The sequence below is a fragment of the Streptomyces sp. NPDC050534 genome (assembly GCF_044457745.1).
Classification (GTDB): Bacteria; Actinomycetota; Actinomycetes; order Streptomycetales; family Streptomycetaceae; genus Streptomyces.
On record NZ_JBITHF010000015.1, the window covers coordinates 176,107 to 201,019 of the forward strand.

A 24,913-nucleotide genomic window follows, 5' to 3' on the forward strand; every position below is an offset into this window, starting at 1 on the left:
GTTGCAGGAGCACGCGGGCGTCTGGGCGGACAGTGGTCACCGCGACGGGACAGTGGTCACCGCAACGGGACAGTGGTCACCGCAACGGGAGGGCCCGGGCCATTCCGAAAAGGGAGGGCGTGAGTCCGCTGGGGCGGTGCGCTCTGACTCGGGGGAGAGCCGTGCCGTCAGGCCGTCGCCGGGGGAGCGCCGGTGGCGGGTTCGGTGGCGTACCGGCTCATCGTCCGGATGTTCGCCTGAGGGGTCAGATCCTGGCCGTCGGCCACCATGTCCCGCAGGTCTCGGAAGTACTGCACATACAGGTCGGGTGTGAAGGTGCTGAGCATGACGGCCGGCTGGTCGGTGATGTTGGCGAAGGTGTGCGGGGCGCCGGGCGGAACCATCACGAGCGTGCCCGGCGTCGCGTCGTAGTCCCGCTCCCCGACCGTGAACCGCACTGTGCCGGAGAGGATGTAGAAACCCTCGTCGTGCTGGGCGTGACGGTGCTGCGGCGGTCCGGGGGTGTGTGGTGCGAGCACGGACTCGGCCATCCCGAGACGGTGTCCGGTGGTGCTGCCGTCCTCGAGGACCCGCATGCGTGTGGTGCCCAGGACGATGCGCTCCCCGTCATCCGGGCCGACCACCGATACGGCGGGAACGGAATGCGGCCGCACGCCGGCCTTGTCGTCGTCAGTCATGTCTCGATTGCACGACCCGGGCGCCGCAGTGTCCAAGACTCATTACGGGACACCGATACCGGATCGGTATCGTTGCAGCATGGAGCTACGAACGCTGCGCTATTTCGTGGCGGTCGCCGAGGAGTTGCACTTCGGCCGGGCCGCCGCCCGGCTGCACATGAGTCAGCCGCCGCTGAGCCGGGCGATCAAGCAGTTGGAGACGGATGCCGGCGCCGTGCTGTTCGACCGGTCGTCCGCCGGTGTGTCGCTCACCGCGGTAGGGGTGGTGCTGCTTGAGGAGGCGCGCGGTCTGCTCGACCAGGCCGACCGGATGCGCGTACGCGTGGCTGCGGCGGCCGGTGCGGCATCCCTCACCGTGGGCCTCCTGGGCGACAGCACCGATCCCGGCATCCGCCGGCTGGCGGACGACTACCGCCGACGGCATCCGCACATCGAAGTCCGCGTCCGCGAGGCCGGCCTGGCCGACCCCACCTGCGGACTGCACGCCGGGCTGGTCGACATCGCCCTCACTCGCGCCCCCTTCGACGAAACCGGCCTGACCGTACGCGAGTTGCGTGCCGATCCGGTGGGGGCACTGCTGCGCGCCGACGATCCGCTGGCCGGCCGTGACGCCGTGCACCTGGCAGACCTGGCCGACCGCCGCTGGTTCGTCTTCCCCGAGGGCACCGACCCCCTCTGGCAGTCGTACTGGAACGGCGGGGAGCGCCGCGAGGGGCCGGTCGTGCGTGCGGTCCAGGAGTGCCGTCAAGCCGTTCTGTGGAACGGCACGGTCGGTATCACGCTGGTGACCCATGAGCCGGGAGCGGGGCTTGCTGTCGTGCCGCTGGTCGACATGGAGCCCAGCCGTGCGGTGGTGGCCTGGAACGAAGGCGACACGAACCCGCTGGTCCGCTCGTTCGCGCAGGCCGCTGCGACCGCACTGCGCGACGCACCGTCGCGCAGTGCCGTCGCAGAGCCGATCCAGAAGCCACCTGACATGGCCGGGCGATGATGGCGGGCCTGCCGCCCCGGCGACTCCGGGCCGTTGGCCAAACCGATCAACGAGATCCCCGAGCACGTGTTCTCGTGCTCGCTGGCCTCCACCAAGTGGACGTAAGTAGGGCGAGACGACGTTGTGGGTTGACTCCGAAGTACGAACGGCACAAGCCGTGGCGGCTCAGCTTCGAGATCCGCGACGACATCCACCACGCGTTCGTCACCCTCGCCTGCACGGGCAAAGGAGCCGTATTCGAGGTACCGAATTCTCCATACACCTAGTGATGGAGGCTCAGGCCGTTGATCGGTACGTGGCCGCTGCGTGATGGCTTCAACGCTTCTTCTGCCGCGGCTCAGTTAACGGCCACCTGGTGGCCGGCTCGGCGTAGTACGGCGACGGCTTCGTCAAGCTGGTCGGCTGGGACGAGTGCGAGGTCGCCGTCGTGGCTCGCGGCGGTCCAGACCGGGAGTTCGCCGGCGGCGAGCGGGGCGACGATGGCGCTGAGCATCCCGTCGCTTCCGGGTCGTGCGCGTCATCGCCGTTCCACAGCGCTGCCCGTCCGTCTTCGGCTGTGTCGTCGCGGAGCATCGCCGCGCCTCCGTCCGGACCGAGCACGAGTGCGAGCAGGTTGGAATCGGCGGCGACCGTGTGGATGTCGGACACCCGCTGGAGAACGAAGCGGCCCTCGAGCACGCGCAGGTTCTGAGTTCGAGCCGTCGGCGTCGACGCGGTCATGTGCCGCTGGCGCGGCGCACTCAGTGATGCAGGATCAGAATGCGCGCCACTGCTTTGGCCGTCGCCGTCATGAGTCTTCAGCAGTCCTCCTGTCGCGTAATAGCCGTCCCGAGTGCCGGTATCAACGGGTTACACGGACGGGAATTATCGCGATCGAATCAATCTGTCCTTGTGATCGCCAGTATGCCCGGACTGAGCGTGAACCTCGACGCCAAGTTCCTGGCTGCCACCAGTGGCGGCACGAGGGCGTTCGGCACCACTGACTGCCCTCGCACCTGAGGACGGTCGCAGAGCTAGAACTCATCCAATTGCCCATCCACGGCCGGACTGTGATGCTCGACCAGGAGTCTGGTTGGGCGTCCGTTCTCCGGTGCCAGAACGGTCTTGAGAGCCGCGTGCATGCGTCCCGGGATGATGACCGTGATCGTCTATCCGCGACATTATTGATGACGAAGGGGCCCTGCGCAGTGATGCGCTCGACGGATGAGTGGTCGATGCGCTTCGCGATGATCACACCTGCTGTATCTCTCGTTCCCGAGCCTGACACGCAGTTGCGGCAGCTCACGGAGGCGATCTCTGATCGTTGGCCTGAGGCGCCGCCGTATGGCGGCCGGTTCGCCGAGATCGTGCCGCACCTGACCATCGCTCAGGGCAGGAAGATGCCGTCCTGGAGGGGATCGAGGCCGACCTCGCCGGCACCGCCTGAGGTCCGGCGCGGACCGGGGTCGTGTACGACGTCGCGTCTGGAGGTGGATGGCTTGGCTCAGGCGATCGGCGTGGAGTGGGCGCGACGTTGCTGCTGGACCTCCGCATGGACACCCGACGGCCAAGAGTTCGTAACGAGCCATTGACAGGAGCTCTGGCCATGGGCAATCTCATGTGCACGCAGATGGCTAAACGATTAACCAACCCGGTATCTACTACTTTGGGCAGGGGCAATGGCGCGCCGGATCGGGATCAAGGACGTGGCCGCGGCGGCTGGTGTGTCGACCGCGACCGTGTCGCACATCCTGAACGGCGTCGAGGGCAAGCGGGCCAGTGCGGAGACCCGGCAGCGCGTCCTGCGGGTCGCCGACGAACTCGGGTACGCGCCGAACGGCCTCGCCCGGGGGCTGAGGCTGAAGCGGTCGCAGACCATCGGCTTCGTCAGCGATGAGATCGCCACCACCCCCCATGCCGGCCGGACGATCCTGGGCGCCCAGGAGGCCGCCGCAGCTGAGGGCCTGGTGCTGCTGCTGGTCAACACCAGCGGCGATGCCGAACTGGAGCGCACCAGCATCGAGATGCTGCTCCAGCGGCAGGTGGACGGCGTGCTGTACGCGGCGATGTACCACCGGAACGTGCGCGTGCCGGAGAGCCTGGGCTCGACGCCCACTGTGCTTCTGGACGCGCGCTCCGAGGACCCCGCCGTCCCCTTCGTGGTGCCCGATGAGGTCCAGGGCGGATACACGGCGGTGCGTGAGTTGATCGACCACGGGCACCGCAGGATCGGCATGACCGTGCAGACCGTCGACGTTCCCGCCCGGCAGGGCCGCTTGGAGGGCTACCGCAAGGCGCTGGCCGAGGTCGGTGTCCCCTACGACCCGTCTTTGGTCGCCGCGGAGACGGCAGTGTCCTTCGGGACGACGGTCGGCGATGTGGACGCGGGCTACCGGGCTGCTCGGCGCCTGCTGACGGCGGAGCAGCGCCCGACGGCACTGTTCTGTTTCAACGACCGCATGGCCGCCGGTGCTTATCGCGCTGCGGCCGAGTTGGGACTGTCCATCCCCGGTGATCTGTCGGTCATCGGGTTCGACAACCAGGAGCTGGTCTGCGAGGTCGTCTACCCCGCGCTGAGCACGGTTCAGCTCCCGCACTACGAGATGGGGGCACGGGCTGTGGCCCAGCTGCTCGCGCTCACCAAGACGCCGGGCCGGCCACCGGGCCCGGACAGCCAGGAGATGCTGCTTTGCCCGCTGGTGGCGCGGGCATCGGTCGCTTCGCCGCCCCGACTCTGACCCCGGGACGGCGAAGCATTTCGCACCATGACAGGCGACCGTCGCAACCGGTCGTCGGTCCTGTCAGTACTTGGAACACAGTGAGGGTACACACATGTCCCCTGAGATTTTCAACGAGGTGTCGAGCCGTCGCAGCCTGCTGGCGCTGGACGCCGCCTCCGCCGCGCCGGTAAGCGCGGGCGGATCGGTCTGCGTCTGTTTGGCCCGCTCCTCCAGCGGCCCGGCCTCTTTGGCGCGAGGGTACTGAGTCTCTCGCTCCTCGCCGACCAGGTGTCGGCGCGTCAGAAAGCCTCTCTCCCGCAGCTCGCCGCCGGCATCGCGCCGGACCTGGCTTTGCGTTGGCATGCCACCAGGGCCTGCCGCGAGTGCTGGTGGAGGCCACTTTCTTCGAGTGCTGCGAAGGAATCGTGGCCGTTTTCGTCCGGTGACCGCCCTTGGCATGCCCTCTGTACTTACCGAAAGGCACGTGTGTGTCCACCGCGCCCCGTGATCTGTTCCGGCCCGTTGCGCACTTGCGCCCGCCCCGCAACTGGATCAATGACCCCAATGGGCTGGTCTTCCATGACGGCCACTACCACGCGTTTTACCAGTACAACCCGTACGGGTCGACCCACGCGAACATGCACTGGGGCCACTTCCGCAGCTCCGACCTGCTGACCTGGGAGCCGCTGCCGATCGCCCTGTCCCCGACCCCGGGTGGCGTGGACGCCGACGGCTGTTTCTCCGGTAACGCCGTCTCCGACGGCGACCGGCTGGTCGCCTTCTACTCCGCGCACCGCGAGGACCGCTCGCCCCAGCACCAGCCGGTCACCTACGCCACCTCCCATGACAGCGGCCTGACCTTCCGCCCGCGCGGCGAACTGGTCATCCCTGCTTGGCCCGAGAGCTGCACCATGTACCGCGACCCGTACGTCTGGCAGGACGGCGACGGCTGGCGGATGCTGGTCGGCGCCGCCCTCGCGGACGGCCGTGGCGCGGCCCTGCTCTACGAGTCGCCCGACCTGGAGACCTGGACCTACCTGGGTCCCTTCGACGCCCGCGAGCAGGAGCCGGTCGGCGGCACGGAACTGCACACCGGCGAGGGCTGGGAGTGTCCCCAGTACCTCCCGGCGCAGTCCGGACGGCCCGGTGCTCTCCTCTTCAGCGCCTGGAACGACGACGACAGCCCACGGTGCGTCACGGCTCTGGTCGGCGAGGAGCACGGCAACGTCCTCGAGGCCGGCGCGCCAGTCCTCGTAGACCACGGCCCTGACTGCTATGCACCCGCCCTGCTGCGTGCACCCGGCGGCAGATGGCTGCTGTGGGGCTGGTCCGGGGAAGCCCGGGAGGAAGCCTGGGCGGTCGCGGACGGGTGGGCCGGCGTGCTGACCCTGCCTCGCGAGATCTCGGTCGGCGGCGACGGAACGCTGCGCCAGCAGCCCGCCACCGAACTCCTCGACCTGCGCGGCGAGCACACCGTCCACACCGAGGGCGTGACAGATGGCCCGGTGGACCTCGGCAGCGTGGGCCGAGCCTTCGACCTGACGGCCCGCCTGGAGCCGACCGGAAACGCCGGTCTGCGGCTGCTCACCACCCCGGACGGCTCGGAGTACCTCGACATCCGCCTCGACGCCGACACAGGCGAACTGGTCGTCGACCGCGACCACGCCTCGCTGGACACCCGGGCCCGCGGCGGCTCCTACCGGATGCCCTGCCTCACCAGCCGGCCCGTCGACTTGCGCGTGGTCGTCGACCACTCCATCGCCGAAGTCTTCCTGACCACCACCGGCCAGGTCCTCACCCTGCGCTTCTACCCGACCGGGGACGGCCCGTGGCGGCTACAGGCACGCAGCGCGCCCAACGCGCACCTCGGCTACGCGGTCGACGCCTGGGAGCAGCGGCCTCTCGTGATCAAGGAGGCGAGCGGCAACTCCGCCGAGCCCGAAGGGCGGTCCACATGAGCCCACATCTCTCTCCGCATCCGGCGGCAGCCCTGCCCACGGCGTAGGGCCCGTTCCCACCCCAGTTCTCCACCCTCCACGCCCCATCCGCACCTCCCACCCTGACCGGCACCACGCACCGGAGGCACTCACCATGAACATCGGCAATAGAAGTTCCCGCCGGACCGCTTGTACGGCCCTGGCCCTCGTCCTTCCGCTGGCCGCGCTGGCCGCCTGCGGCGGGGGCAGCGGCACCAACACCTCCGCCGAGAAGGGCAGCGGCACGGGCACCATCACTGTCTGGGCCCACCAGGGTCAGCAGAGCGAGGCCAGCGCCGTGCAGAACGCGGTGAAGACCTTCAACTCCTCGCAGAAGAAGGTCAAGGTCAAGCTGACGCTGATCCCCGACAACGACTACACCAAGACCATCACCACCACCGAGGCCTCCAAGCTGCCGGACGTGATGGAGTTCGACGGCCCCACCATGGCGAACTTCGTCTACAACCGGAAGCTCGCCGCGATCGACGACTACGTCTCCGCCAAGACCCTGTCCAACGCCACGGACGCCATCAAGGCCGAGGGTGAGATCGACGGCAAGCACTACGGCCTGGGCATGTACGACTCCGGGCTCGGCATCTACGGCAACAAGAAGCTGCTGGACAGGGCCGGGGTGAAGTACCCCACCGGTGTGTCCGACGCTTGGACCGCGGACGAGTTCACCGCGGCCGTCAAGAAGCTGGCCGCCAAGGACTCCGACGGCAAGAGCCTGGACCTTCAGGAGGGCGGCGGCTTCGCCAACGAGTGGGGCACCTACGGCTTCGGCCCGGTCGTCTGGTCGGCGGGCGGCTCGCTGCTGAAGAACGGCAAGGCAGAAGGCGCTCTCGACAGCCCAGCCGTGGCCTCGGCGCTGAAGACCTTCCAGTCCTGGAAGACCTACGTCGACCCCAACACCGACTCGAACGCCTTCACCAAGGGCCGCGTCGCCCTCAGCTGGGTCGGCCACTGGATGTACCCCGCCTACAGCAAGGCACTCGGTGACGACCTCGTCGTGCTGCCGCTGCCCGACTTCGGCAACGGCCCCAAGACCGGCCAGGGCTCCTGGGCCTGGGGCATCGGCGCCGACACCAAGAACGGCAAGGCCGCCGGCGCCTTCCTCGACTCCCTCATGAACGACACCAACGTCACCGCGATGACCACGGCCAACGGTGCCCCTCCCGGCACCGAGTCCGTGCTCGCCAAGAGCGACCTGTACAAGCAGGGCGGCCCGCTCCAGCTCTACGCCGACCAGCTGGCCAAGCCGTGTGGCGACAGTGACATCACGAAGTCCTGCGTGGCCGTGACCCGCCCGGTCACCGCCGGATACCCCACGGTCACCGCCAAGTTCAGCCAGGCGCTGAGCGACATCTACGGCGGCGCCGACCCGAAGACCGCTCTGGCCAAGGCCGCCCGCGCCATCGACCAGGACTACTCGGACAACGACGGTTACCAGCTGCCGTAGCCGGCATCCAGCAGCCGGGAGGGCCGGACGCACCCTGACAGCGCCCGCCCCTCCCGGCCGGGAAGAGGACCCCTACCGTGACCACCGTCAACCCCGCACCCGCCACGCCCGCCGGCAGGAAACCGACCTCACCACCGACATCCGCCAAGCCCAAACAGTCCGGGCGCAGAAACCGCGACTGGCTGCACGGGCTGCTGATGGCCGCACCCGCCCTCGGCGGCCTCATCGCCTTCGTCGGCGTCCCCTTCGTCTACGCGGTCGTGCTCTCCTTCTACAACGTGCGCCTCGGCTCGCCGCTCCCGCCCCGCTTCTTCGGCCTGGAGCAGTACCGGCGCATCTTCACCGACCCCGACATGTCCGGCCCGTTCCTGCGGGCCCTGCTGAACAACCTGACCTTCGCCGTGGTCGTCGTACCCCTGCAGACCGGCCTGGCACTGGCCCTGGCGATCCTCCTCAACCGCAAACTCAAGGCCATCGGCCTGTTCCGGTCCCTGTTCTTCCTACCCGTCGTCTTCCCCATGGCCCTGGTCGCCGTCATCTGGCGGCTCATCCTCGCCCGCAGCGGCGACGGCCTGCTCAACTCCGCGCTGCACGCGGTGACTTTCGGCAACTGGGGCGCCTTCGACTGGCTCGGCGACGGGCTCACCGCCATGGCCTCGATCATCGTGCTGTCCGTCTGGCAGGGCGTCGGCTTCCAGATGGTCATCCTCCTCGCCGGCCTCCAGCAGATCCCAGGCGAGCTCTACGAGGCCGCCCAGCTCGACCGCGCCTCCCGCTGGCAGCAGTTCCGCCACGTCACCCTGCCCGGCATCCGCGGCACCCTCGTCTTCGTCGCCCTGCTCACCTCGGTGTTCTCCTTCCGCGTCTTCGACCAGGTCTACGTCCTCGTCAAGGGCGGCGGACTCGACGAGGACGCCACCCGCACGGTGATGTACCAGGCCGTCACCACGGCCTTCGACCAGAACAACATCGGCCAGGCGTCCGCGATCACCGTCGTCTTCTTCCTGATCGTCGTCGCCCTGACCCTCATCCAGCGCCGCGTCGTCCGCGCGGGCAACGAGGACTGACCATGACCCGCTCACCCCTGCGCCGCTTCCTCGACTACGCCGTCCTGAGCATCCTGGCCTTCATCTTCGTCCTGCCCGTCCTCTACCTGTTCCTGGGCAGCTTCAAGCCCTCCGACGAAGTACTGAACGGCCTGACCGGCTTCCTGCCCACCCACCTGTCGCTGGACAACTACACCGCCGTCCTTGACAGCTTCGACTCCGACGCCACCGGCTACTTCTGGCGGTTCATGGGCATCTCACTGCTCCTGTCCGCCGTCGTGGTGCTCGGCGGGCTGATCGTCAACTCCATGGCCGCCTACGGGCTCACCCGGCTGCGCTGGAAAGGCCAGAACGCCGTCTTCACCCTCGTACTGCTGCTGTTGCTCGTCCCGTTCGAAGCGGTGGCCGTCCCGCTGTTCTACATGTTCAACGACCAGCGCAACACCATCTACATCCAGGCCATCCCCTTCATCGCCCAAGCCTTCTCCATCTTCCAGTTCGCCACCTACTTCCGCGCGATCCCGCCCAGCATCGAGGAAGCCGCCCGCATCGACGGCGCGGGCCCCTGGCGCACCTTCTTCGCGATCGTCGTCCCGATGTCGAAGCCGGTGTACGCGTCGGTGGCGATCCTGACCTTCCTCGGCCAGTGGGGCTCCTTCCTCTGGCCCGTCCTGATGGTCTCCGACCCCTCAGTACGTCCCCTCCCGCTGCAGATGAGCGTCTTCCAGGGCCAGCAGCCCGTGGACTGGGGCCAGGTCCTCGCCTTCGGTGTCCTGCTGGTCCTGCCGGTGCTGATCGTCTTCACGTTCTTCCAGCGGTGGTTCGTGCAGGGCGTAGCCAGCTCCGCCGTAAAGGGCTGAGTCGCTTTGACCGGTGTGTTGACCCGCCTCTGCAGGAAGGGAGGGGAGGTGACATGGGAGTCACTATCGCCGACGTGGCCGCGCGGGCCGGGGTCAGCAAGACGACGGTCTCGCGGGTGCTGAACGGCGAAGGCGAGATCAACGAGAACACCGTCGTGAAGGTCCGCAAGGCGATCTCGGAGCTCGGCTATGTGCCGAGCGCCGGTGCAGTGGGGCTGGCACGGGGCACGACCCAGATGATCGGCATGCTGGTCCCTGATACGGCCTGGGCCTGGGCCGGCATCGTGCAGGCGGTCGTCGAAACGCTGGAGACCGAGGGCTTCGGACTGCGCATGCTGACCTGGAACCACGGTGAGGAGTCACTGCGCAGGCTGGGCCTGCAGGTCGCCGCCAAGTCGTTCGACGGTCTGCTGGTGGTGGAGCCCGAGGGGGCCCTGGGATCCATCACGGAGCTGCACGAAGCGGGGCTGCCGGTGGTGCTGATCGACGACCGCTTCCAGCGGCCGGGATTCCCCTGCGTGGCCACCACCAACCGGGAGGGCGGTGAGCAGGCGGCGCGCCGCCTGCTGGACCTCGGACGCCGCCGACCTCTGGTGGTGACCGGTCCCGAGGAGTACGGCTGTACTCGGGAACGGCTGGACGGCTTCGTCGGCATCTATGCGCAAGCCGGGATTGATCTCGACCCGCGCAGCCTCATCGGCGGTGACTTCCTGTTCGAGACCGCCCGGAGCGCGGTCGCGCAAGCTCTCGCGGACGGTGTGGAGTTCGACGCGGTCTTCGGGCACAACGACCCCTCGGCGGCCCGTGTGCTCGCGGCCTTGCATGAGGCCGGCCTTCGGATACCGCAGGATGTCGCCGTGGTGGGCTTCGATGACGTCGAGCTGGCGTCGTACACCTATCCGGCCTTGACCACCATCCGCCAGCCGATGCGGGACATGGGTGAGGCAGCGGCGCGTCTGCTGCTCGACCACGTGCGCAGATCGCCGGAGGCCGCCCCCTCGCGCACCATTCTCACCAGCCTCGTGATCCGTGGCTCGACGTTACGGCCGAGCCCGAACTGACGCGACGGCGTCGCGATGCGCACGTGATGGCAGAAGCACCCGCCGTCGCCAATCAACTCTCTGACCCTGTACGACTCATTTCTTGGAGAACACAGTGGGACAGCCGGTCCGCTCTGCGGCGTACCTGGATCCGGAAGCGTCCGTGGAAGCGAGGATCGAAGACTTGCTGGCACGGATGACCATGCCGGAGAAGGTCGGGCAGTTGCTGACGCTCGACGCACAACACGGGGACCTGGCGGACATCGTGTCGGCCAAGCTGGCCGGATCGGTCCTGCACGTGTCGCCCGAGAGGATGCCGGAAGCCATGGAACTGGCCCGGCGGACACGGCTCGGCATTCCGCTGCTGACGGCCGACGACGGCATCCACGGCCACTCGTTCTGGCCGGGCGCGACCATCTTCCCGACCCAGCTGGCCATGGCCTGCACCTGGGACCCCTCCTTGCTCCACCGTGTCGCCCGGGCGGCCGCGACCGAGATCGCGGCGACCGGAATCCAGTGGACGTTCTCGCCGGTGCTGTGCATCACCCGGGACCTGCGCTGGGGCCGGGTCAACGAGACGTTCGGCGAGGACCCATTCCTGATCGGTGAACTCGGGGCGGCGATGGTGCGTGGCTATCAGGGTGAGGGCCTCAGCGATCCGACAGCCGTGCTGGCGTGCGCCAAGCACTTCGCGGGCTACTCCGAAACCCTGGGCGGGCGCGACGCGAGCGAAGCCGATCTCAGCCCGCGCAAGCTGCGCTCCTGGTTCCTGCCCCCCTTCGAAAAAGCGGCTCAGGCCGGCTGCAGCACTTTCATGCTGGGCTACCAGTCGATCGACGGCGTGCCCATCACCGCGCATCAGTGGCTGATCAACGACGTACTCAAGGGCGAGTGGGGCTTCACCGGCACCCTGGTGACCGACTGGGACAACGTCGGCCGGATGGTCTACGACCAGCGGACCTGCGCCGACCACGTCGAGGCGGCGGCGGTCGCCGTCAACGCCGGCAACGACCTCATCATGGCCACGCCGGCGTTCTTCGAGGGCGCGCAGGAGGCGGTCGCCCGCGGCCTGATCGAGGAGAAACAGATCGACGACGCCGTACGGCGGATTCTGCGGCTGAAGTTCGAACTTGCGCTCTTCGAGGACCCCCGCACCCCCGACCCCGAGCGGCAGGCGCAGGTGATCGGCTGCCGCGCGCACGCCGACCTCAACCTGGAAACCGCCCGACGCTCCCTGGTGCTGCTGCGCAACGACGGCACCCTGCCCCTCGACGGCGGGCTGACCCCCGACGGAACCGGCCGCGCCGCGAGCCGGGGCACGCCGCGGACGATCGCGGTCATCGGCCCCAACGCCGACAGCCCGGAAGCCATGCTCGGCGACTGGGCGGGCGCATCCGGACAGGTCGCGTGGATGCCCGACGGGCATCCACGCGAGACGGTGGAGACGGTGCTCGACGGCCTACGCGCCGTCGCACCAGCCGACTGGACCATCACGCACGCCCGCGGTGCCGACATCGAAAGCCCTGCATCCATGGGCGAGTGGTCGGTCGGGCCCGACGGCCAACCGCAGCCGCCCGTCTTCATCCCCGCCCCGGTCGACCAGGCACAGCTTCGGGAGGCAACCGCCGCCGCGGAGGCCGCCGACTACGCCGTCGTGGTCGTGGGAGACACCATCGCCCTCACCGGTGAGCTGCGCTCCACGGCCACGCTCGACCTCCAAGGAGGCCAGATCGCACTGCTGGACGCGGTCGCCGCCACCGGCACACCCACGATCGTCATACTCGCCCAATCCAAGCCGAGCACCCTGCCGGACTCGGCACTGAACGCGGCGGCACTCATCGAGGCGTTCAACCCCGGCATGCGCGGCGGCCGCGCCGTCGCCGAACTCCTCCTCGGACTCACCGAACCCAGCGGCCGGCTCCCGGTCTCCTTCGCACGCCACGTCGGACAGCAACCGGTCTTCTACAACCAGGTGCGAGGCCAGCACGGGAGCCGCTACGCGGACCTCACCCAGGACCCCCTGTTCGCGTTCGGCGAGGGCCTCACCTACACCACCGTCACCTACTCCGACCTTGTCGTACACGGCCCGGACATCACGGCAGACGGCACTGTCAACGCCACGGTACGGCTCACCAACACCGGCAGCCGTCCGGCCCTGGAAACGGTCCAGGCATACGTCAGCGACCTGACCACCAGCGTCACCTGGACCGAGCAGGAGCTGAAGGGCTTCACCCAGATCGAAATCCTTCCCGGCGAAAGCCTGGACGTCCACCTCAGCGTCCCTGCCTCGCATTGCTCACTCGTCACGGCCGACAACCGCCGCGTGGTCGAACCAGGTGAGTTCACACTCCGCGTCGGCACCAGCTCACGGCGGGAGCAACAGCTGAGCGCAGGATTCCGCATCCGGCCCTGAACCCCGCACACGGGCTTGAAGACTGCCGCCCCGCCAACCCGAGGGCCGTCGGGGCGGTCCCCCTGACATACCGAAAGGCACGCGTGCTCACGTCTCGCCGGTTGAACTCATGGTGCACGACGGCGTGAAGTGGCAAGAACGGGCGTCGTTCGCACTCGGAGAATGCAGGCATGAGGCTTGGCTGGTCCGCTGCCCCTTGGGTGGCGGACCAGCAGGGGGTTCCGGTCAGCTGGCGTTAGCGTGCTCAGCACGGGCTCGGGTGCTGGCGAGTCGGTAGGAGTCAGTGCCGGTCTCGATGATGGTGTCGTTGAAGGTGAGGCGGTCGACGATGGCCGCGCAGAGGCGGGGGTCGGTGAACGTCTTGGTCCAGCCGCCGAACGACTCGTTCGAGGCGATGGCCACGCTGTTCTTCTCCTCCTGTTCCGTCAGAACCTGGAAGAGGAGTTCGGCGCCACGGCGGTCGAGTTCCATGTAGCCGAGCTCATCAATACAGAGCAGGTCGACGCGGCCATAGCGGGCGAAAGTCTTGGTCGCTGCTTCTCGTCGGCTGCCTCGACGAGCTCGTTGACCAGCTTGGTCGCCAGCACGTACTTGACCAGGTAGCCAGCCATCGCCGCCTCGGTGCCGAGCACGATCAGCATGTGGCCGCCTGGACGACCCCGGACCATCACGCCGATCCGCATCACCCTGCCCGCAGTCGCGAGCCGATCGCGTTGACCGTCGCGGAGATCCGCCAGCTGTTCGCCGCCATCCTCAATGCACCCGTTGTGTCCCCGTCCAGGCCGCTGCACTGGTCAACCTGGCGCAGACGCCACCAGGCAACAGCCCGTCGCAGCCACTACAGACGGCGGTCCGCCGACGGGCCCACTGGGTAGATCACGAAAAACCGCACGGGAGTACTGGCTGCATTGCTCACGAGCCTTGTCAACGCGCTTGAGCAGTGCACCTACGGACGTCGGCTCGTCAGGGTGAAGCCTCAACGGCTGACGGAAACGAGTGTGTACGCCACGCCTCGGCCGACTCAGTTGACCGGGGCGGTCCGCCGGGAGCCATCAGACACGGACGAGGAGGATGCGTGGAAGGGTTGCCTGTACGGAGTTCTTGTCCATGTTGGCGCTCCGTCGCTACAGACCGGGAGCGGCGAAGTCGTTGAGGGCCCACAGTGCGGCGGAGTACCACAGCAGCCCGATCGCGCCGAACAGGGCGCTTCCGGCGGCCGGGAGCATCCAGCCGGGCAGGCGCCGGCTGTGGACCACCAATACCTTGGCTACGAAGGCTCCGTACAGCGCGCAACCGGCCACCGAGTGCAGGAAGACCCGGGTGCTCGTGGTTTCCACACCGTAGGTACGGACGCAGTGGTAGGCGATGGGCACCGACAACAGGAAGGCGGCCCATCCCACGATGCGGTGCGAGATGCGGACGCTGCGTGGCGCCGCTGCGAGACCGGGGAGCCGTCCGTACATCCACAGGGCCAGCAGAAGTTGGACGAGCGCGAGGCCGAACAGGGCGCTGCCCAGGCGGGCCTTGAGGGTGATCGCCGCGGCGCCCTGCGCGCCGAAAAGGCTGGTCGTGTACTGCGGGCTGTGGTGCTCGCCGGTCACCCAGATGGCTACGGCCACGGCCACTGGCACCGCAGCGCCCAGTGTGATGGCGGCGGCCCGCGCGGGAGAGTGCCGCTGGGGGGCTCGGTGACCGGTCCTGGCCGTCATGTCGGCTGACTCATCATGCGGTCTTCGCCGTTTCAGCTCTTGTCGACCTTGTTGCCGCCGGCGTCGAGGACGTACCACGCGGCACCGAACTGGTTGAGCGCCTGGCCGTTCGTGTCGCCCGGCTTGGAATCTCCCGCGTACCCATAGACCGGGTGACCGTGGTAAGTGACCTGCGTCGTGCCGTCGGAGCGCTTCGAGGTGCCCACCAGTTTGGACTGCGCCGAGCCGCCGGTCGACGGCGTCCCGGACGTCAGCAGCGGTGGCCACGCCGCGGCGCAGGACCCGTTGCAGGTCGAGGTTGTCGACTTGTCCGCCTCGAACAGGTACAGGGTGCGACCCTTGCCGTCCACCAGGATCGTGCCGAGGTTGCCGGCCGAGGCGGTCTTCACCATGGCCTGCGCGCCGGCCGAGGCACTGCTCGCCGGTGCGTACGGGCTTGTGTTTTGGCCCGCGCTGCTCGTGGCTGAGCTCGACGGCGTCGCTGGTGACGAGGACGAGGAACCACCGCCACCACTGGAACAACCGCTCGCGGCAGCGATCGACACAAGTGCCGCCGTCCACACGGCGGCCAGGCGGATACGCCTCATCCCAACTCCATTACTGGTAAGGGCCCTGAAGTCCGAGGGGCCGATGAGCGCATACGTCCCCACGTTCTCGCGCACTTTCTGCGCCACTGCACCGAGCTTCACTGAGATGGACTCGTTGAGCGGCGGGCACAGGCACATCAGTGTCCGCTGGGCCGAAGACCCACCAGAAGGCTCCGGGCACAGTCGGGAGACACAACAGGCCTCCATGACTGTGCCGATGGTCCGAAGCCTACGGTCTGAACCAGGCAGGTAGGGCCGTCGCGGCGGCGGCATGAAAGTGCCGCCGGGCCTCCTAGCGTCTGGTCATGCCAGTGCGTTCACCGCTGCCGCAAAGAGGCGGGGCAGGCGGGCGGCTGTGGGCATGATGCGCGAGGCCAGCGCCGGTTGCTGACGGGCCCGCACCAAGAGGTCGGTCAGGAGCCGGTGGCGGCGGGTGGCGCGGCACCAGTCGGTCTCGTAGCGGCTGGGTGTGCCGCGGCGCACATTGGCGACCAGGGCTTCGGCACCGGTGAGGGCGAGAGAGACGCCCTCACCGGTCAGCGCGTCGGTGTATCCGGCGGCGTCGCCGACGAGCAGTACCCGCCCGTGAACGCGGGTGCGTGCCCGCTGGCGCAGGGGCCCCGCGCCGCGCACCGCGGTGACGGCCCTCTCCGCAGGGAGGCGGGCAGGACACCGCCCGCAAGTGGGCCAAGAAGGTGGTGCGCGATCACGACGCGATCGCGGTGAAGGACTTCCGGCCGAAGTTCCTGGCGAAGTCCACGATGGCCCGCAAGGTGCCGATGCGGCGATCGATGCCACGAAGCAGGCCCTGCTGGAGACGGCCCGCAAGCACGGGCGCATCGTTCACCTGGTCCACCCCGAGCACACCACGATGGACTATGCGCACTGCGGCGCGAGAACCAAGCACGCACTTCCTCTTTCCGAACGAACCTATGCCTGCACCGTATGCGGAGCCGTATCCCCAAGGGACGAGAACTCCGCGCGCGTAATGCTGGTCCGGGCTGGTCTGCAACCCGGCTGGTGCTGATCGTGCAAGACCTGCGCGCCCGTCGGGCCGCGGGCAACGTGAGCTGGGAATTCACCCCGTTCACAGGGTGGAGGCGTCAAGCGTGTGGGTCATGGATCGGCGTCGCCTCGTCATCTCCGTCCGGGAGGGAGAGCCGCAGCCCGGACCGCCCCGTCGACCCCGTCGGAAGTTCCGCACGGTCGGCCAGACCCGGAATCGCTGTGACAGGAGGTGCACGGCGGCGGCACCGAAGTCACGTTCCTGAACTGACGCCGCACCTATTGACGGTAGTTGCACAACTCTCATACGGTGCACCCGCATTGACGTTTTGAAACGTTTCACTCCGGCGTTCGTATTCGTCGCGCAGCCAAGTCGCCCCGCTCCGCCCGCCCCGTGTGAGGGAGTAATCCAGTGGCAAGTCAGACAACGCCCCCCGACCGCAACTCGTCCCCCCTGCATGATCAGCCGCCATTCAGCCGGCGCCGTCTGCTGGGCGTGGGCTCGGCGCTGGTGGCCGGTGCCGCGGTGGCGGGAACTGTCGGCGCGTTCGGTGGCCGGGCAGAGGCGGCCGCAGGTGCGGTGCGTGCCAAGCCGGTCGATCTGTCCCAGGCTCACTGGATCTGGCACCCGGACGGGGGCCGGCGAAGCGGCGCGCCCGCCGGGTACCGCTACTTCCGCAAAAAGTTCGACGTCTCCCAAGGCGAGGTGACGGACGCGCAGTTCGTCGTCACCGGTGACGACACGGTTGATGTGTGGCTCAACGGACAGCCTCTGGCCGGATCCCCCAGAGTCGCTGGCTCCTGGCGCAGCGCGCTGTATGTCGATCTGAGGTCGGCCCTGGTGCCAGGCGCCAACGTCATTGCGTTGGCGAGCAGGAGCGCGGGCGGCCATGCCGGGGTCATCGGTCATCTGCGCGTGCGTACCACCGGCGGCACGACCGACCTGGTCACCGACGGTAGTTGGTCGGCGGGAAAGGATGTGCCGGAAGGCTGGGAGCAGGCGTCCTTCGCCGAGGGCGGCTGGTCCGCCGCCCTCGATCGGGGCGCCTACGGGATCGCTCCCTGGTATCGCAGGGTCGGTGTCCCGGAACTCGCGGGCGCGTCGCCTTTGAGGGTGGCCGGCTGCACCGTTGAGCACCGCATCAGACCCATGGGTGTCGACGCCGCACGGCCGCGGTTCGCCTGGAAGCTCGACTCGTCGGCGGGGCAGCAGCGCCAGGCCGCTTACCAGATCCAGGTCTCCTCCACGCGCGCGGGAATCGGAGACGTCTGGGACAGCGGCCGTGTCACCTCCGGGCAGCAGCTCGCCATCCCCTACGGCGGTCCCGGCCTCGTCGGCCTGACGCGTTACCACTGGCGCGTCCGTGTCTGGGACACCCAGGGCCGGGCGGGCGCATGGAGCGCGCCGCAGTGGTTCGAGACCGGTCTGCTGGCAGCGGCCGCGGAGTGGCGTGCCGCGTTCATCGGCCAACCCGCGACTCCGGACCTGACAGGGGCCGCCTGGATCTGGTACCCGGAGGGCGACCCCGCGGCGGGACTCCCTGTCGAGACCCGCTACTTCCGCCGCACCTTCACGCTGACGGGACCCCCCGCCGGCGCGACCCTGGTCGTCACGGGGGACGACACCGCGGACGTGTGGGTCAACGGCACCCAGGTGAGCACGTCACCGCGGGTGACCGACTCGTGGAAGAGCGCCGCCCTCGTCGACGTCACCGCCCATCTCACCAGTGGCAGCAACACCATCGCGATTGCCACGCAGAACACGACTGATTCCCCGACCGCAATGATCGCCAAGCTGACCGTTGCCGACGGCTCGACCGTCGTCACCGACACGTCGTGGAAGTCGAACAAGGACGCGCCGGCCGGCTGGAACACCCCTGGCTTCGACGACAGTGACTGGCTCGCGGCGCGCGCGGTCGCGCCCTACGGCAGCGGGCCGTGGGGGGCCAACGTGCACGTCGTCAAGCCCGCCCCGCTCCTGCGCAAGGCCTTCACCGTCCGTCAAAAGGTGGCCTCCGCACGGCTGCTGACCACTGCGCTGGGCCTCCACGAGACCCGGCTCAACGGCAGGAAGGTCGGCAGCGACGTCCTGGCCCCCGGCTGGACCGACTACGGCAAGCGCCTGCAGTACAAGGTTTTCGACGTCACCGCGCAGATACGGCAGGGCGGCAACGCCCTCGCCGCCTGGCTGGGCAACGGCTGGTACTCCGGCAGCCTCGGCTTCGCAGGGAGCCAGAAGTACGGCTCGCAGCCGTGGTACTCCGCGCAGCTGCTCATCACGTTCACCGACGGCAGCACCCAGCTGGTCACGACGGACGGCACCTGGAAGGTCAATACGGGTGCGATCAGGGCGGACGACCTCTACCACGGCGAGACCTTCGACGCGCGCCTGGACATCAGCGGCTGGGACGGCGCCGGCTTCGACGACAGCGGATGGGCCACCGCGGCCGTCTCCGGCGAGGCAACTCCCCACCTCGTCGCCCAGGTCGACAACGGTGTCACCGTCCAGCGCGAGTTCCGGCCTGCGGCGATCACCCAGCCGCAAACCGGAGTGTGGATCTTCGACATGGGGCAGAACTTCACCGGCTGGAACCGCATCGCCCTGACCGGTGCCGCCGGCACCACCGTCACCCTCCGCCACGGCGAGGTCCTCAACCCCGATGGCACGCTCTACACGACCAACCTGCGCTCCGCTCAGGCCACCGACCGATTCACCCTCGCCGGCACCGGCCGAACCGAGACCTACGAGCCCCGGTTCACCGTCCACGGATACCGCTACGTCGAAGTCACCGGCCTGCCCACCGACTTCACCCCCGACAAGGACACCCTCACCGGTCGTGCGGTGTGGACCGATGCCGCGCAGCCAGGCACCTTCAGCACGTCGGATCCACTGATCAACCAACTGCAGCACAACATCGTGTGGGGCGAACGCAGCAACATGCTGTCGATACCGACCGACTGCCCCCAGCGAGACGAGCGCCTGGGCTGGACCGGAGACATCGCCGCCTTCTGCGCCACCTCCACCTTCAACCTCGACAACCACGCCTTCCTCGCCAAGTTCGTCGACGACCTCATGGACGCCCAGCAGCCCAACGGCGCCTTCACCGACGTCGCGCCCGCAGTGATCAGCGGTTCCGGCACCGCCGGCTGGGGCGACGCGGGCACGATCATCCCGTACACCCTGTGGCAGCGTTACGGCGATCTCCACCTGGTCGACCAGCACTTCACCGCGATGGCGAAATGGGTCGACTATCTCCGCAGCACCGCGGGCACCGACCTGATCCGCGATCAGCAGACCTTCGGCGACTGGCTCAACGTCAACGACAACACGGCCCAGAACCTCATCTGCACGGCCTTCTTCGCATGGTCGGCACGCCTGGTCTCCCGCATGGCAGCCGCCACCGGCCGCGCGGCACAGGCCACGTCGTACGGGCAGCTCGCCGACCAGGTGGCCGAGGCCTTCACCGGTCGTTTCGTCACGGCCGACGGCACCGTCAGCGGCAACACCCAGACCGGCTATGTGCTGGCTCTGGCCTTCGAGTTGCTGCCCGCCTCCCTGGTCCAGCCGGCCGCGGACAAACTGGCGGCCAAGGTCGCCGCGACAAACGGGCACCTCAGTGTCGGATTCCTCGGCGTCGAGAACCTCCTGCCCGTGCTGGCCGCCCATGGCCATGTCCAGACCGCGTACCAGATCCTGCTGCAGCGCGGATTCCCCGGCTGGGGCTACATGATCGACCAAGGCGCCACCACGATCTGGGAGCGCTGGGACGGTATCCGCACCGACGGCTCCTTCAACGACCCGGGGATGAACTCCTTCAACCACTACGGTCTCGGCTCGGTCGGCGACTTCCTCTACCGCCACGTCGGCGGGCTCGGCCCAGGCAGCCCCGGCTACGCCTCCTTGCGCATCGCACCGCAGCCCGGCGGCGGCCTGACCTCGGCCTCCAGCACGTACGAAACCCCCTTCGGTACGGCGCGGAGCGAGTGGTCGGTCTCCGCGGGGCAACTGACATTGCACGTCACTGTGCCCACCGGCGCCCATGCGGCCGTCACCGTACCCACATCGCAACCGCAGTCGATCGCTGCACCCGCCCAGGCGGTCCCGGCCGGTGCGGCGACGTACTACCTTCCGGCCGGTCAGTACATCTTCACTGCGGCGCGCTGACATCGGCCCTTCACACCGAGAAAGGTGACGCTCCCCGTACGGCGGCTGCCCGGGCGTGGGCCTGCTGACCGCAGGCTCCCACCCCGGCAGGCCGTCGAGCGTCTACGGAGCGGACACCGACTCGGCGATCAAGGACACCGTCGACAGCCTCACCCGGGTCTCGCCAAGGACGTCGCGGGGGAGGACGTCCGCGTCAACGCGGTGGCGTCCGGCCTGGTCGACACCGACACGGCCTCGCCCGACCTGGTCGAACGTGCCGAGACCGGCGCGCCGATGGGCCGCCGGGCCAAGCCTCGGGAGGTGGCCGAGGGCGGCCCGCCGACTGAAACACCGGCGGCTTCCTACAGACTGGTACGACGGTCCTTGTGTCCGGCGGCGGTACCCGGCGGCGTCTCTCGTATGGGTGGCCGGTACACGGGTACTCGGCCCTCCGGCGCACCCGCGGTGAGGAGTCCGCTCCGTGGCACGTACAGAAACCGCTCCCGATCGTCTGCAGGCAGCCAGCCCCCGGGTCGGCCCCCGCTGGGGCCAGGCGGCCGGTGCGCTCTCACTGTCCGTGTCGCCAGTCTGCATCGAGTTGTCCGGCGCGGATGCGGGTACGGCCTCGGCGTACCGCTGCCTGCTGGCTGTCCCCGTCCTGGTGCTGCTGGCGTGGCCTGAATACCGCCGGGAGGGCCGGCCGCCTCGGCGGCAGGTGTTCTACGGGCTGGCCGGCGGGGCGCTGTTCGCCGGAGACATGCTGCTGTGGGCGAAGGCGATCACCGAGGTGGGGGCGGGACTGTCCACCGTGCTGGTCAACGTGCAGGTGGTGTTGGTGCCATTCCTCGCCTGGGCGGTGGACCGCGAGCGCGTGCCTCGCCGTTTCCTGCTGTGGCTGCCGGTGCTGGTCGGGGGTGTGGTGCTGACCGGTGGGCTGTTCGAGCAAGGTGCGAGTGGCAGCGATCCCATGGCGGGCACGGTGCACGCGGTGCTGGCGGCCGTGAGCTACTCGGGTTTCCTGTTCCTGCTGCGTCGCGGGGGCTTCCAGGGGCACGTCCGTACCACGTACACGTTGGTGATCTGTGTGTCGATCGTCGTCTCCGCGCTGGGCGGCGCCGCCTGGGGTGCCCTCGACCTCGCACCCTCCTGGCGGACCCTGGGCTGGCTGGCGGTGGTTGCGCTGAGCAGCCAGATCGTCGGCTGGTTGCTGGTGGCCATCTATTCTCCCCGGCTGTCCAGCCACGTGGGCGCGGTTCTCCTGCTGCTCACGCCGGTCGGTGCGCTGGCGCTCGGGACTCTGGTGCTGGGTGAGCGGCCGACGCCCGCACAGTGGGCGGGGTGCGTCTTGATCCTGGTCAGTGCCTACGTCACCACGGGTGGCGCGCCCGGCAACCGTGACGGTGACGGTCCGCAGCACGTGGGTGGGTCGGTCGTGGGGCCGCGCCGAATGTCGGCGCCCAGCCGAACCCCGAGGCCCGGCCCTCGGCCGCGGCGGTGATCGTCACGAGCTGTCCGACGCCCTTACCGACATCGATGTCCGGCTGCCTGGCCTGCTGGAGACCTGCCACGGACGGGGAAGAAGACCAGGCTGGCGCCGGCGACCTGGGCGGAGCCGGTCCACGATCGGCACGCGAACCCGCCGAGAGTGGTTTGCAGTCCGGTGCCGCGTGGGCCGCGGTGGTCTGGAGTCCCTAGGCGTGGACGCGGTTGAGTCGGAGGGGTGCTCCGGCCTGGTGGAGGCTGGTGAGCGCATGGCGGTAGGAGGCGACCAATCCGGTCTCGAGATAGCTCACACCCAGCTCCTGGCAGTGGTGCCGGACGAGGACCCGGGCCTTGCGAAGGTTGGGGCTGGGCATGCTGGGGAAGAGGTGATGTTCGATCTGGTGGTTCAGCCCGCCCAATGCGATGTCGGTGAACCAGCCCCCGTTCACGTTGCGTGAGGTGAGCACCTGGCGGCGGAGGAAGTCCGGGCGGTCGTCTTGGGTCAGGATCGGCATGCCCTTGTGGTTGGGTGCGAAAAGGGAGCCGAGGTAGAGGCCGAACAGGCCCTGGTGGACGGCGATGAAGGCGATCGCCATGCCGGGTGGAAGGATCCAGAACAGGACGGCCAGGTAGACCGCACAGTGCCCGAACAGCAGGGCCCCGTCGAGCTTCCGCTGCTTGAGGGAGCGGTTGGCCAGCGCCTTGCCGCTCGACACGTGCAGGTTGAAACCCTCCAGCGTGAGGAGGGGGAAGAACAGGTACGCCTGCCAGCGGCCGATCAGGCGGGGCAGCCCCGTGGCAACCCGGGCCTGCTCCTGGGACCAGACCAGCAGGTCGGGGGCGAGGTCGGGGTCGAGTTCGTCGTTGTTGGGGTTGGCGTGGTGGCGGGTGTGCTTGTCCTGCCACCAGCCGTATCCCATTCTGATACCGGCTCCGGCGATTCGTCCGCACGTCTCGCTGGCCCGCCGACGGCGGAACACCTGACGGTGCGCCACATCATGGGCCACGAGGGCAACCTGGCCGAAGACAACGGCCAGCACGGCCGCGACCGCCAGTGTCCACCAGCTGTCGCCGACGAGGGCGAGGGCGGTCCATCCGCCGATGTAGAGCCCGGCCACGAGCGTGATTCGGAGTGTGTAGTAGCCGGGGCGGCGCTCCAGCAGCCCGGCATCCGTGATCGTCCTCGCCAGCCGGGCGAAGTCGCTTCCGGAGCTTTCCGACCGGGAGGGACGCACCGTGGTACTCGTCATGAAGTAAGGCTCTCTGTGAAGTGGGCAGGGTCGAACTCCGGGGACTACCGGCGGCGGCCACCGCCGCGGCCGCGCATCGCGAAGCCGGCGATCCACATGACCAGCAGGGCAGCGGCGACCCACCACAGGATCTGCATCGTGAAGCCGAACCCGAAGACCACCAGGATCAGCGGAAGGAGAAGAATCCAGATCATCGCCGGGCTTCCAGAACGCGGGGATTTCCTTGATTCCGCGGGGTCAGGGCGAAGCGGCGTGGTGGAATGCCGCGCCCCGATGTCCCGGAGTGGCATGGCCCTACGCCGTGCTGCCAGTGAACGCCCGGCCACCTGACCTGTCAACGCGGTGTCGACAAGGGCGGGTTATGGGAGCTGGGCCGGGGCCGCCGGGGTGAGCGGCGGATCGGCGGGGGACTCGGTCGGCGAAGACGGCAGGATGTGGTGCCCCATCACGAAAGGGCCGTCACGGCTCCGCCGCGTCGCACGCATCCCACACCAGGCGGTACACACGTACGCGGCAGTGGATCGTTGCCCGCTTGAGGCTCATCCGGGTGCGCCGGGATCCCGTGACGGCGGGCGGGTGCCGGAACGGCCTCGCTCCTGACGCGGCGGGTCCGGCGCCGATGCGCAGGGTGCGTCCTGTGGGGAGAGTGTGGGCGGAGCGACGCTGCCGGGGCAGGGGCGGCATCTCGCCCGCCGGCCCACGCCGCAGTTCCGCGACAGGTGTCAACTAGCCATCCACGCTGGGCAGTACGCGCTGACTTTGCGCCGTATCCGCAGCCTCTGGACAGGGCTACGCTGGAGGCGAGGCCCCAGTCCCCGGTACCGACGCTGTGACCCGCTCCCGGGGAGGCCCACCGTGTTCGTCCTGCTCCTCATCCTCATCGCAGTCCTGTTCGGCTTCGGCTTCGTTCACCCCATCTGGTGGGTGGCGGTGGCGGTGCTGGTGTTCGGCGCGACCCGCCACGGCCGCGATCGTGGCGGAGGCTGGGGCCGTGGCGGCGATTCCTATCTCGGGGACCGGGACTACCGGGACTATCAGGAGCGCCGGGACCGGCAGGATCGCTGGGACCGCCGCTACAGGCGCCAGAACCGGGCGCGCTGGCGGCGCGAGGACCGTCGGGACCATGAACACCACAGGTGACCCGTGGAGAAGGCAGGCAGCCGCGGTCCGGGACGACTCCAGTCAGGCCGGAGACGTCGAACTCGAAGAGGTGCTGGTCATGCAACGTACAACCGTGCTCCAAGAAGACTGGTGGAAGCTGAGGGCCGAGGCCACGTGGGGGAACGCAGTCGCGGGAGAGGACCTCGTCGCGCTGCGCGCCGAGAACGATCAGCTGCGGCGGGCACTGGCCGGCCGTGCGGTCATTGATCAAGCCCGCGGCATGGTGATGGTTTTGACCCCCTGCAGCCGTGGGACGGCCAGGGACCTGCTGGTCGACGTCTCGCGGGAGTGCGGCACCAAACTTCCGGAAGTTGCTGCGGCCGTGATCGCGGCCTGGGAGGGGAAGCCGCTCCCGGAGAGGATGCAGCGGGCGCTGCGGCGGCTTCACGCGGAAGACTGAGGGTGCGACTCGTC

At 68.7% G+C, this 24,913-nt stretch carries 19 protein-coding genes and 4 pseudogenes; 15 read left to right on the forward strand and 8 right to left on the reverse strand.

The window, feature by feature from the left end:
- Nucleotides 1–167: 167 nt before the first annotated feature.
- Complete coding sequence (locus tag ACIBN2_RS38645) at nucleotides 168–677, reverse strand: cupin domain-containing protein (RefSeq protein ID WP_399141724.1); 510 nt, start codon at nucleotides 675–677, stop codon at nucleotides 168–170.
- A gap of 79 nt (nucleotides 678–756) precedes the next feature.
- Between ACIBN2_RS38645 and ACIBN2_RS38650 the strand changes: the two genes are divergently transcribed.
- Complete coding sequence (locus ACIBN2_RS38650; protein ID WP_399141726.1) at nucleotides 757–1,668, forward strand: LysR family transcriptional regulator; 912 nt, start codon at nucleotides 757–759, stop codon at nucleotides 1,666–1,668.
- Between the two features lie 337 nt (nucleotides 1,669–2,005).
- Here the strand turns inward: ACIBN2_RS38650 and ACIBN2_RS38655 are convergent, their stop codons facing one another.
- The gene (locus ACIBN2_RS38655) at nucleotides 2,006–2,161 is read right to left on the reverse strand and encodes an ACT domain-containing protein (RefSeq protein ID WP_399141728.1); all 156 of its coding nucleotides are present in this window, start codon (nucleotides 2,159–2,161) and stop codon (nucleotides 2,006–2,008) included.
- A 733-nt stretch (nucleotides 2,162–2,894) separates the two neighbouring features.
- Here ACIBN2_RS38655 and ACIBN2_RS38660 point away from each other — a divergent pair.
- From ACIBN2_RS38660 to ACIBN2_RS38695, 8 genes are all read left to right on the forward strand, one after another.
- Nucleotides 2,895–3,239 (forward strand): 2'-5' RNA ligase family protein, encoded by a 345-nt coding sequence (locus tag ACIBN2_RS38660; RefSeq protein WP_399141837.1) that lies wholly within the window; start codon nucleotides 2,895–2,897, stop codon nucleotides 3,237–3,239.
- A gap of 87 nt (nucleotides 3,240–3,326) precedes the next feature.
- Nucleotides 3,327–4,385, forward strand: a complete 1,059-nt coding sequence (locus ACIBN2_RS38665) for a LacI family DNA-binding transcriptional regulator (RefSeq protein ID WP_399141730.1) — start codon at nucleotides 3,327–3,329, stop codon at nucleotides 4,383–4,385.
- A 470-nt stretch (nucleotides 4,386–4,855) separates the two neighbouring features.
- The gene (locus ACIBN2_RS38670; RefSeq protein WP_399141731.1) at nucleotides 4,856–6,325 is read left to right on the forward strand and encodes a glycoside hydrolase family 32 protein; all 1,470 of its coding nucleotides are present in this window, start codon (nucleotides 4,856–4,858) and stop codon (nucleotides 6,323–6,325) included.
- Between the two features lie 133 nt (nucleotides 6,326–6,458).
- Nucleotides 6,459–7,802: an ABC transporter substrate-binding protein gene (locus ACIBN2_RS38675; protein WP_399141733.1), complete on the forward strand. Its 1,344-nt coding sequence runs from the start codon at nucleotides 6,459–6,461 to the stop codon at nucleotides 7,800–7,802.
- Nucleotides 7,803–7,879: 77 nt separating this feature from the next.
- Entirely contained in the window at nucleotides 7,880–8,869 is a 990-nt protein-coding gene (locus ACIBN2_RS38680; RefSeq protein WP_399141735.1) for a carbohydrate ABC transporter permease, read from the forward strand.
- Between the two features lie 2 nt (nucleotides 8,870–8,871).
- Nucleotides 8,872–9,708: a carbohydrate ABC transporter permease gene (locus tag ACIBN2_RS38685; protein WP_399141737.1), complete on the forward strand. Its 837-nt coding sequence runs from the start codon at nucleotides 8,872–8,874 to the stop codon at nucleotides 9,706–9,708.
- A 53-nt stretch (nucleotides 9,709–9,761) separates the two neighbouring features.
- Complete coding sequence (locus ACIBN2_RS38690; RefSeq protein WP_399141739.1) at nucleotides 9,762–10,769, forward strand: LacI family DNA-binding transcriptional regulator; 1,008 nt, start codon at nucleotides 9,762–9,764, stop codon at nucleotides 10,767–10,769.
- A 94-nt stretch (nucleotides 10,770–10,863) separates the two neighbouring features.
- On the forward strand, nucleotides 10,864–13,161 hold the full coding sequence (locus ACIBN2_RS38695; RefSeq protein WP_399141839.1) for a glycoside hydrolase family 3 N-terminal domain-containing protein: 2,298 nt from the start codon (nucleotides 10,864–10,866) through the stop codon (nucleotides 13,159–13,161).
- Between the two features lie 225 nt (nucleotides 13,162–13,386).
- Here ACIBN2_RS38695 and ACIBN2_RS38700 read toward each other — a convergent pair.
- The 4 genes and pseudogenes from ACIBN2_RS38700 to ACIBN2_RS38715 all read right to left on the reverse strand — a co-directional run.
- Nucleotides 13,387–13,805 (reverse strand): annotated as a pseudogene (locus ACIBN2_RS38700) (ATP-binding protein); the annotation flags it as partial.
- 480 nt (nucleotides 13,806–14,285) lie between these two features.
- Complete coding sequence (locus ACIBN2_RS38705; RefSeq protein ID WP_399141740.1) at nucleotides 14,286–14,870, reverse strand: DUF6529 family protein; 585 nt, start codon at nucleotides 14,868–14,870, stop codon at nucleotides 14,286–14,288.
- Between the two features lie 32 nt (nucleotides 14,871–14,902).
- Nucleotides 14,903–15,262, reverse strand: a complete 360-nt coding sequence (locus tag ACIBN2_RS38710; protein ID WP_399141741.1) for a hypothetical protein — start codon at nucleotides 15,260–15,262, stop codon at nucleotides 14,903–14,905.
- 498 nt (nucleotides 15,263–15,760) lie between these two features.
- Nucleotides 15,761–16,123, reverse strand: a pseudogene (locus ACIBN2_RS38715) (NAD(P)/FAD-dependent oxidoreductase); the annotation flags it as partial.
- Between ACIBN2_RS38715 and ACIBN2_RS38720 the strand changes: the two are divergent.
- The 4 genes and pseudogenes from ACIBN2_RS38720 to ACIBN2_RS38735 form a co-directional block, all read left to right on the forward strand.
- Nucleotides 16,123–16,500, forward strand: a pseudogene (locus tag ACIBN2_RS38720) (zinc ribbon domain-containing protein); the annotation flags it as partial. The pseudogenes ACIBN2_RS38715 and ACIBN2_RS38720 sit on opposite strands and share 1 nt — an antisense overlap.
- Before the next feature lie 374 nt (nucleotides 16,501–16,874).
- Nucleotides 16,875–20,627, forward strand: a complete 3,753-nt coding sequence (locus ACIBN2_RS38725) for a family 78 glycoside hydrolase catalytic domain (RefSeq protein ID WP_399141743.1) — start codon at nucleotides 16,875–16,877, stop codon at nucleotides 20,625–20,627.
- A 24-nt stretch (nucleotides 20,628–20,651) separates the two neighbouring features.
- A pseudogene (locus ACIBN2_RS38730) lies at nucleotides 20,652–20,924 on the forward strand (hypothetical protein); the annotation flags it as partial.
- A gap of 163 nt (nucleotides 20,925–21,087) precedes the next feature.
- Nucleotides 21,088–22,104: a DMT family transporter gene (locus ACIBN2_RS38735; RefSeq protein WP_399141745.1), complete on the forward strand. Its 1,017-nt coding sequence runs from the start codon at nucleotides 21,088–21,090 to the stop codon at nucleotides 22,102–22,104.
- Between the two features lie 193 nt (nucleotides 22,105–22,297).
- Here the strand turns inward: ACIBN2_RS38735 and ACIBN2_RS38740 are convergent, their stop codons facing one another.
- Nucleotides 22,298–23,338: a fatty acid desaturase family protein gene (locus tag ACIBN2_RS38740; protein ID WP_399141747.1), complete on the reverse strand. Its 1,041-nt coding sequence runs from the start codon at nucleotides 23,336–23,338 to the stop codon at nucleotides 22,298–22,300.
- Nucleotides 23,339–23,382: 44 nt separating this feature from the next.
- On the reverse strand, nucleotides 23,383–23,532 hold the full coding sequence (locus ACIBN2_RS38745; RefSeq protein ID WP_399141749.1) for a hydrophobic protein: 150 nt from the start codon (nucleotides 23,530–23,532) through the stop codon (nucleotides 23,383–23,385).
- Nucleotides 23,533–24,193: 661 nt separating this feature from the next.
- On the opposite strand from ACIBN2_RS38745, the gene ACIBN2_RS38750 reads away from it, so the two are divergent.
- Nucleotides 24,194–24,478, forward strand: coding sequence for a hypothetical protein (locus ACIBN2_RS38750; protein ID WP_399141751.1), 285 nt, complete (start codon nucleotides 24,194–24,196; stop codon nucleotides 24,476–24,478).
- Nucleotides 24,462–24,899 (forward strand): ANTAR domain-containing protein, encoded by a 438-nt coding sequence (locus ACIBN2_RS38755; RefSeq protein ID WP_399141752.1) that lies wholly within the window; start codon nucleotides 24,462–24,464, stop codon nucleotides 24,897–24,899. The genes ACIBN2_RS38750 and ACIBN2_RS38755 overlap by 17 nt, the downstream gene beginning before the upstream one ends.
- Nucleotides 24,900–24,913: the final 14 nt, after the last annotated feature.

Bases quoted from the DNA above. Each gene is read 5' to 3' on its own strand.
- ACIBN2_RS38675 (WP_399141733.1), top strand. From the start codon at position 6,459: ATGAACATCGGCAATAGAAGTTCCCGCCGGACCGCTTGTACGGCCCTG.
- ACIBN2_RS38710 (WP_399141741.1), bottom strand. From the start codon at position 15,262: ATGGTGAAGACCGCCTCGGCCGGCAACCTCGGCACGATCCTGGTGGAC.
- ACIBN2_RS38660 (WP_399141837.1), top strand. From the start codon at position 2,895: ATGATCACACCTGCTGTATCTCTCGTTCCCGAGCCTGACACGCAGTTG.
- ACIBN2_RS38740 (WP_399141747.1), bottom strand. From the start codon at position 23,338: ATGACGAGTACCACGGTGCGTCCCTCCCGGTCGGAAAGCTCCGGAAGC.
- ACIBN2_RS38645 (WP_399141724.1), bottom strand. From the start codon at position 677: ATGACTGACGACGACAAGGCCGGCGTGCGGCCGCATTCCGTTCCCGCC.
- ACIBN2_RS38685 (WP_399141737.1), top strand. From the start codon at position 8,872: ATGACCCGCTCACCCCTGCGCCGCTTCCTCGACTACGCCGTCCTGAGC.
- ACIBN2_RS38690 (WP_399141739.1), top strand. From the start codon at position 9,762: ATGGGAGTCACTATCGCCGACGTGGCCGCGCGGGCCGGGGTCAGCAAG.
- ACIBN2_RS38665 (WP_399141730.1), top strand. From the start codon at position 3,327: ATGGCGCGCCGGATCGGGATCAAGGACGTGGCCGCGGCGGCTGGTGTG.
- ACIBN2_RS38655 (WP_399141728.1), bottom strand. From the start codon at position 2,161: ATGCTCAGCGCCATCGTCGCCCCGCTCGCCGCCGGCGAACTCCCGGTC.
- ACIBN2_RS38705 (WP_399141740.1), bottom strand. From the start codon at position 14,870: ATGACGGCCAGGACCGGTCACCGAGCCCCCCAGCGGCACTCTCCCGCG.
- ACIBN2_RS38650 (WP_399141726.1), top strand. From the start codon at position 757: ATGGAGCTACGAACGCTGCGCTATTTCGTGGCGGTCGCCGAGGAGTTG.
- ACIBN2_RS38755 (WP_399141752.1), top strand. From the start codon at position 24,462: ATGAACACCACAGGTGACCCGTGGAGAAGGCAGGCAGCCGCGGTCCGG.
- ACIBN2_RS38745 (WP_399141749.1), bottom strand. From the start codon at position 23,532: ATGATCTGGATTCTTCTCCTTCCGCTGATCCTGGTGGTCTTCGGGTTC.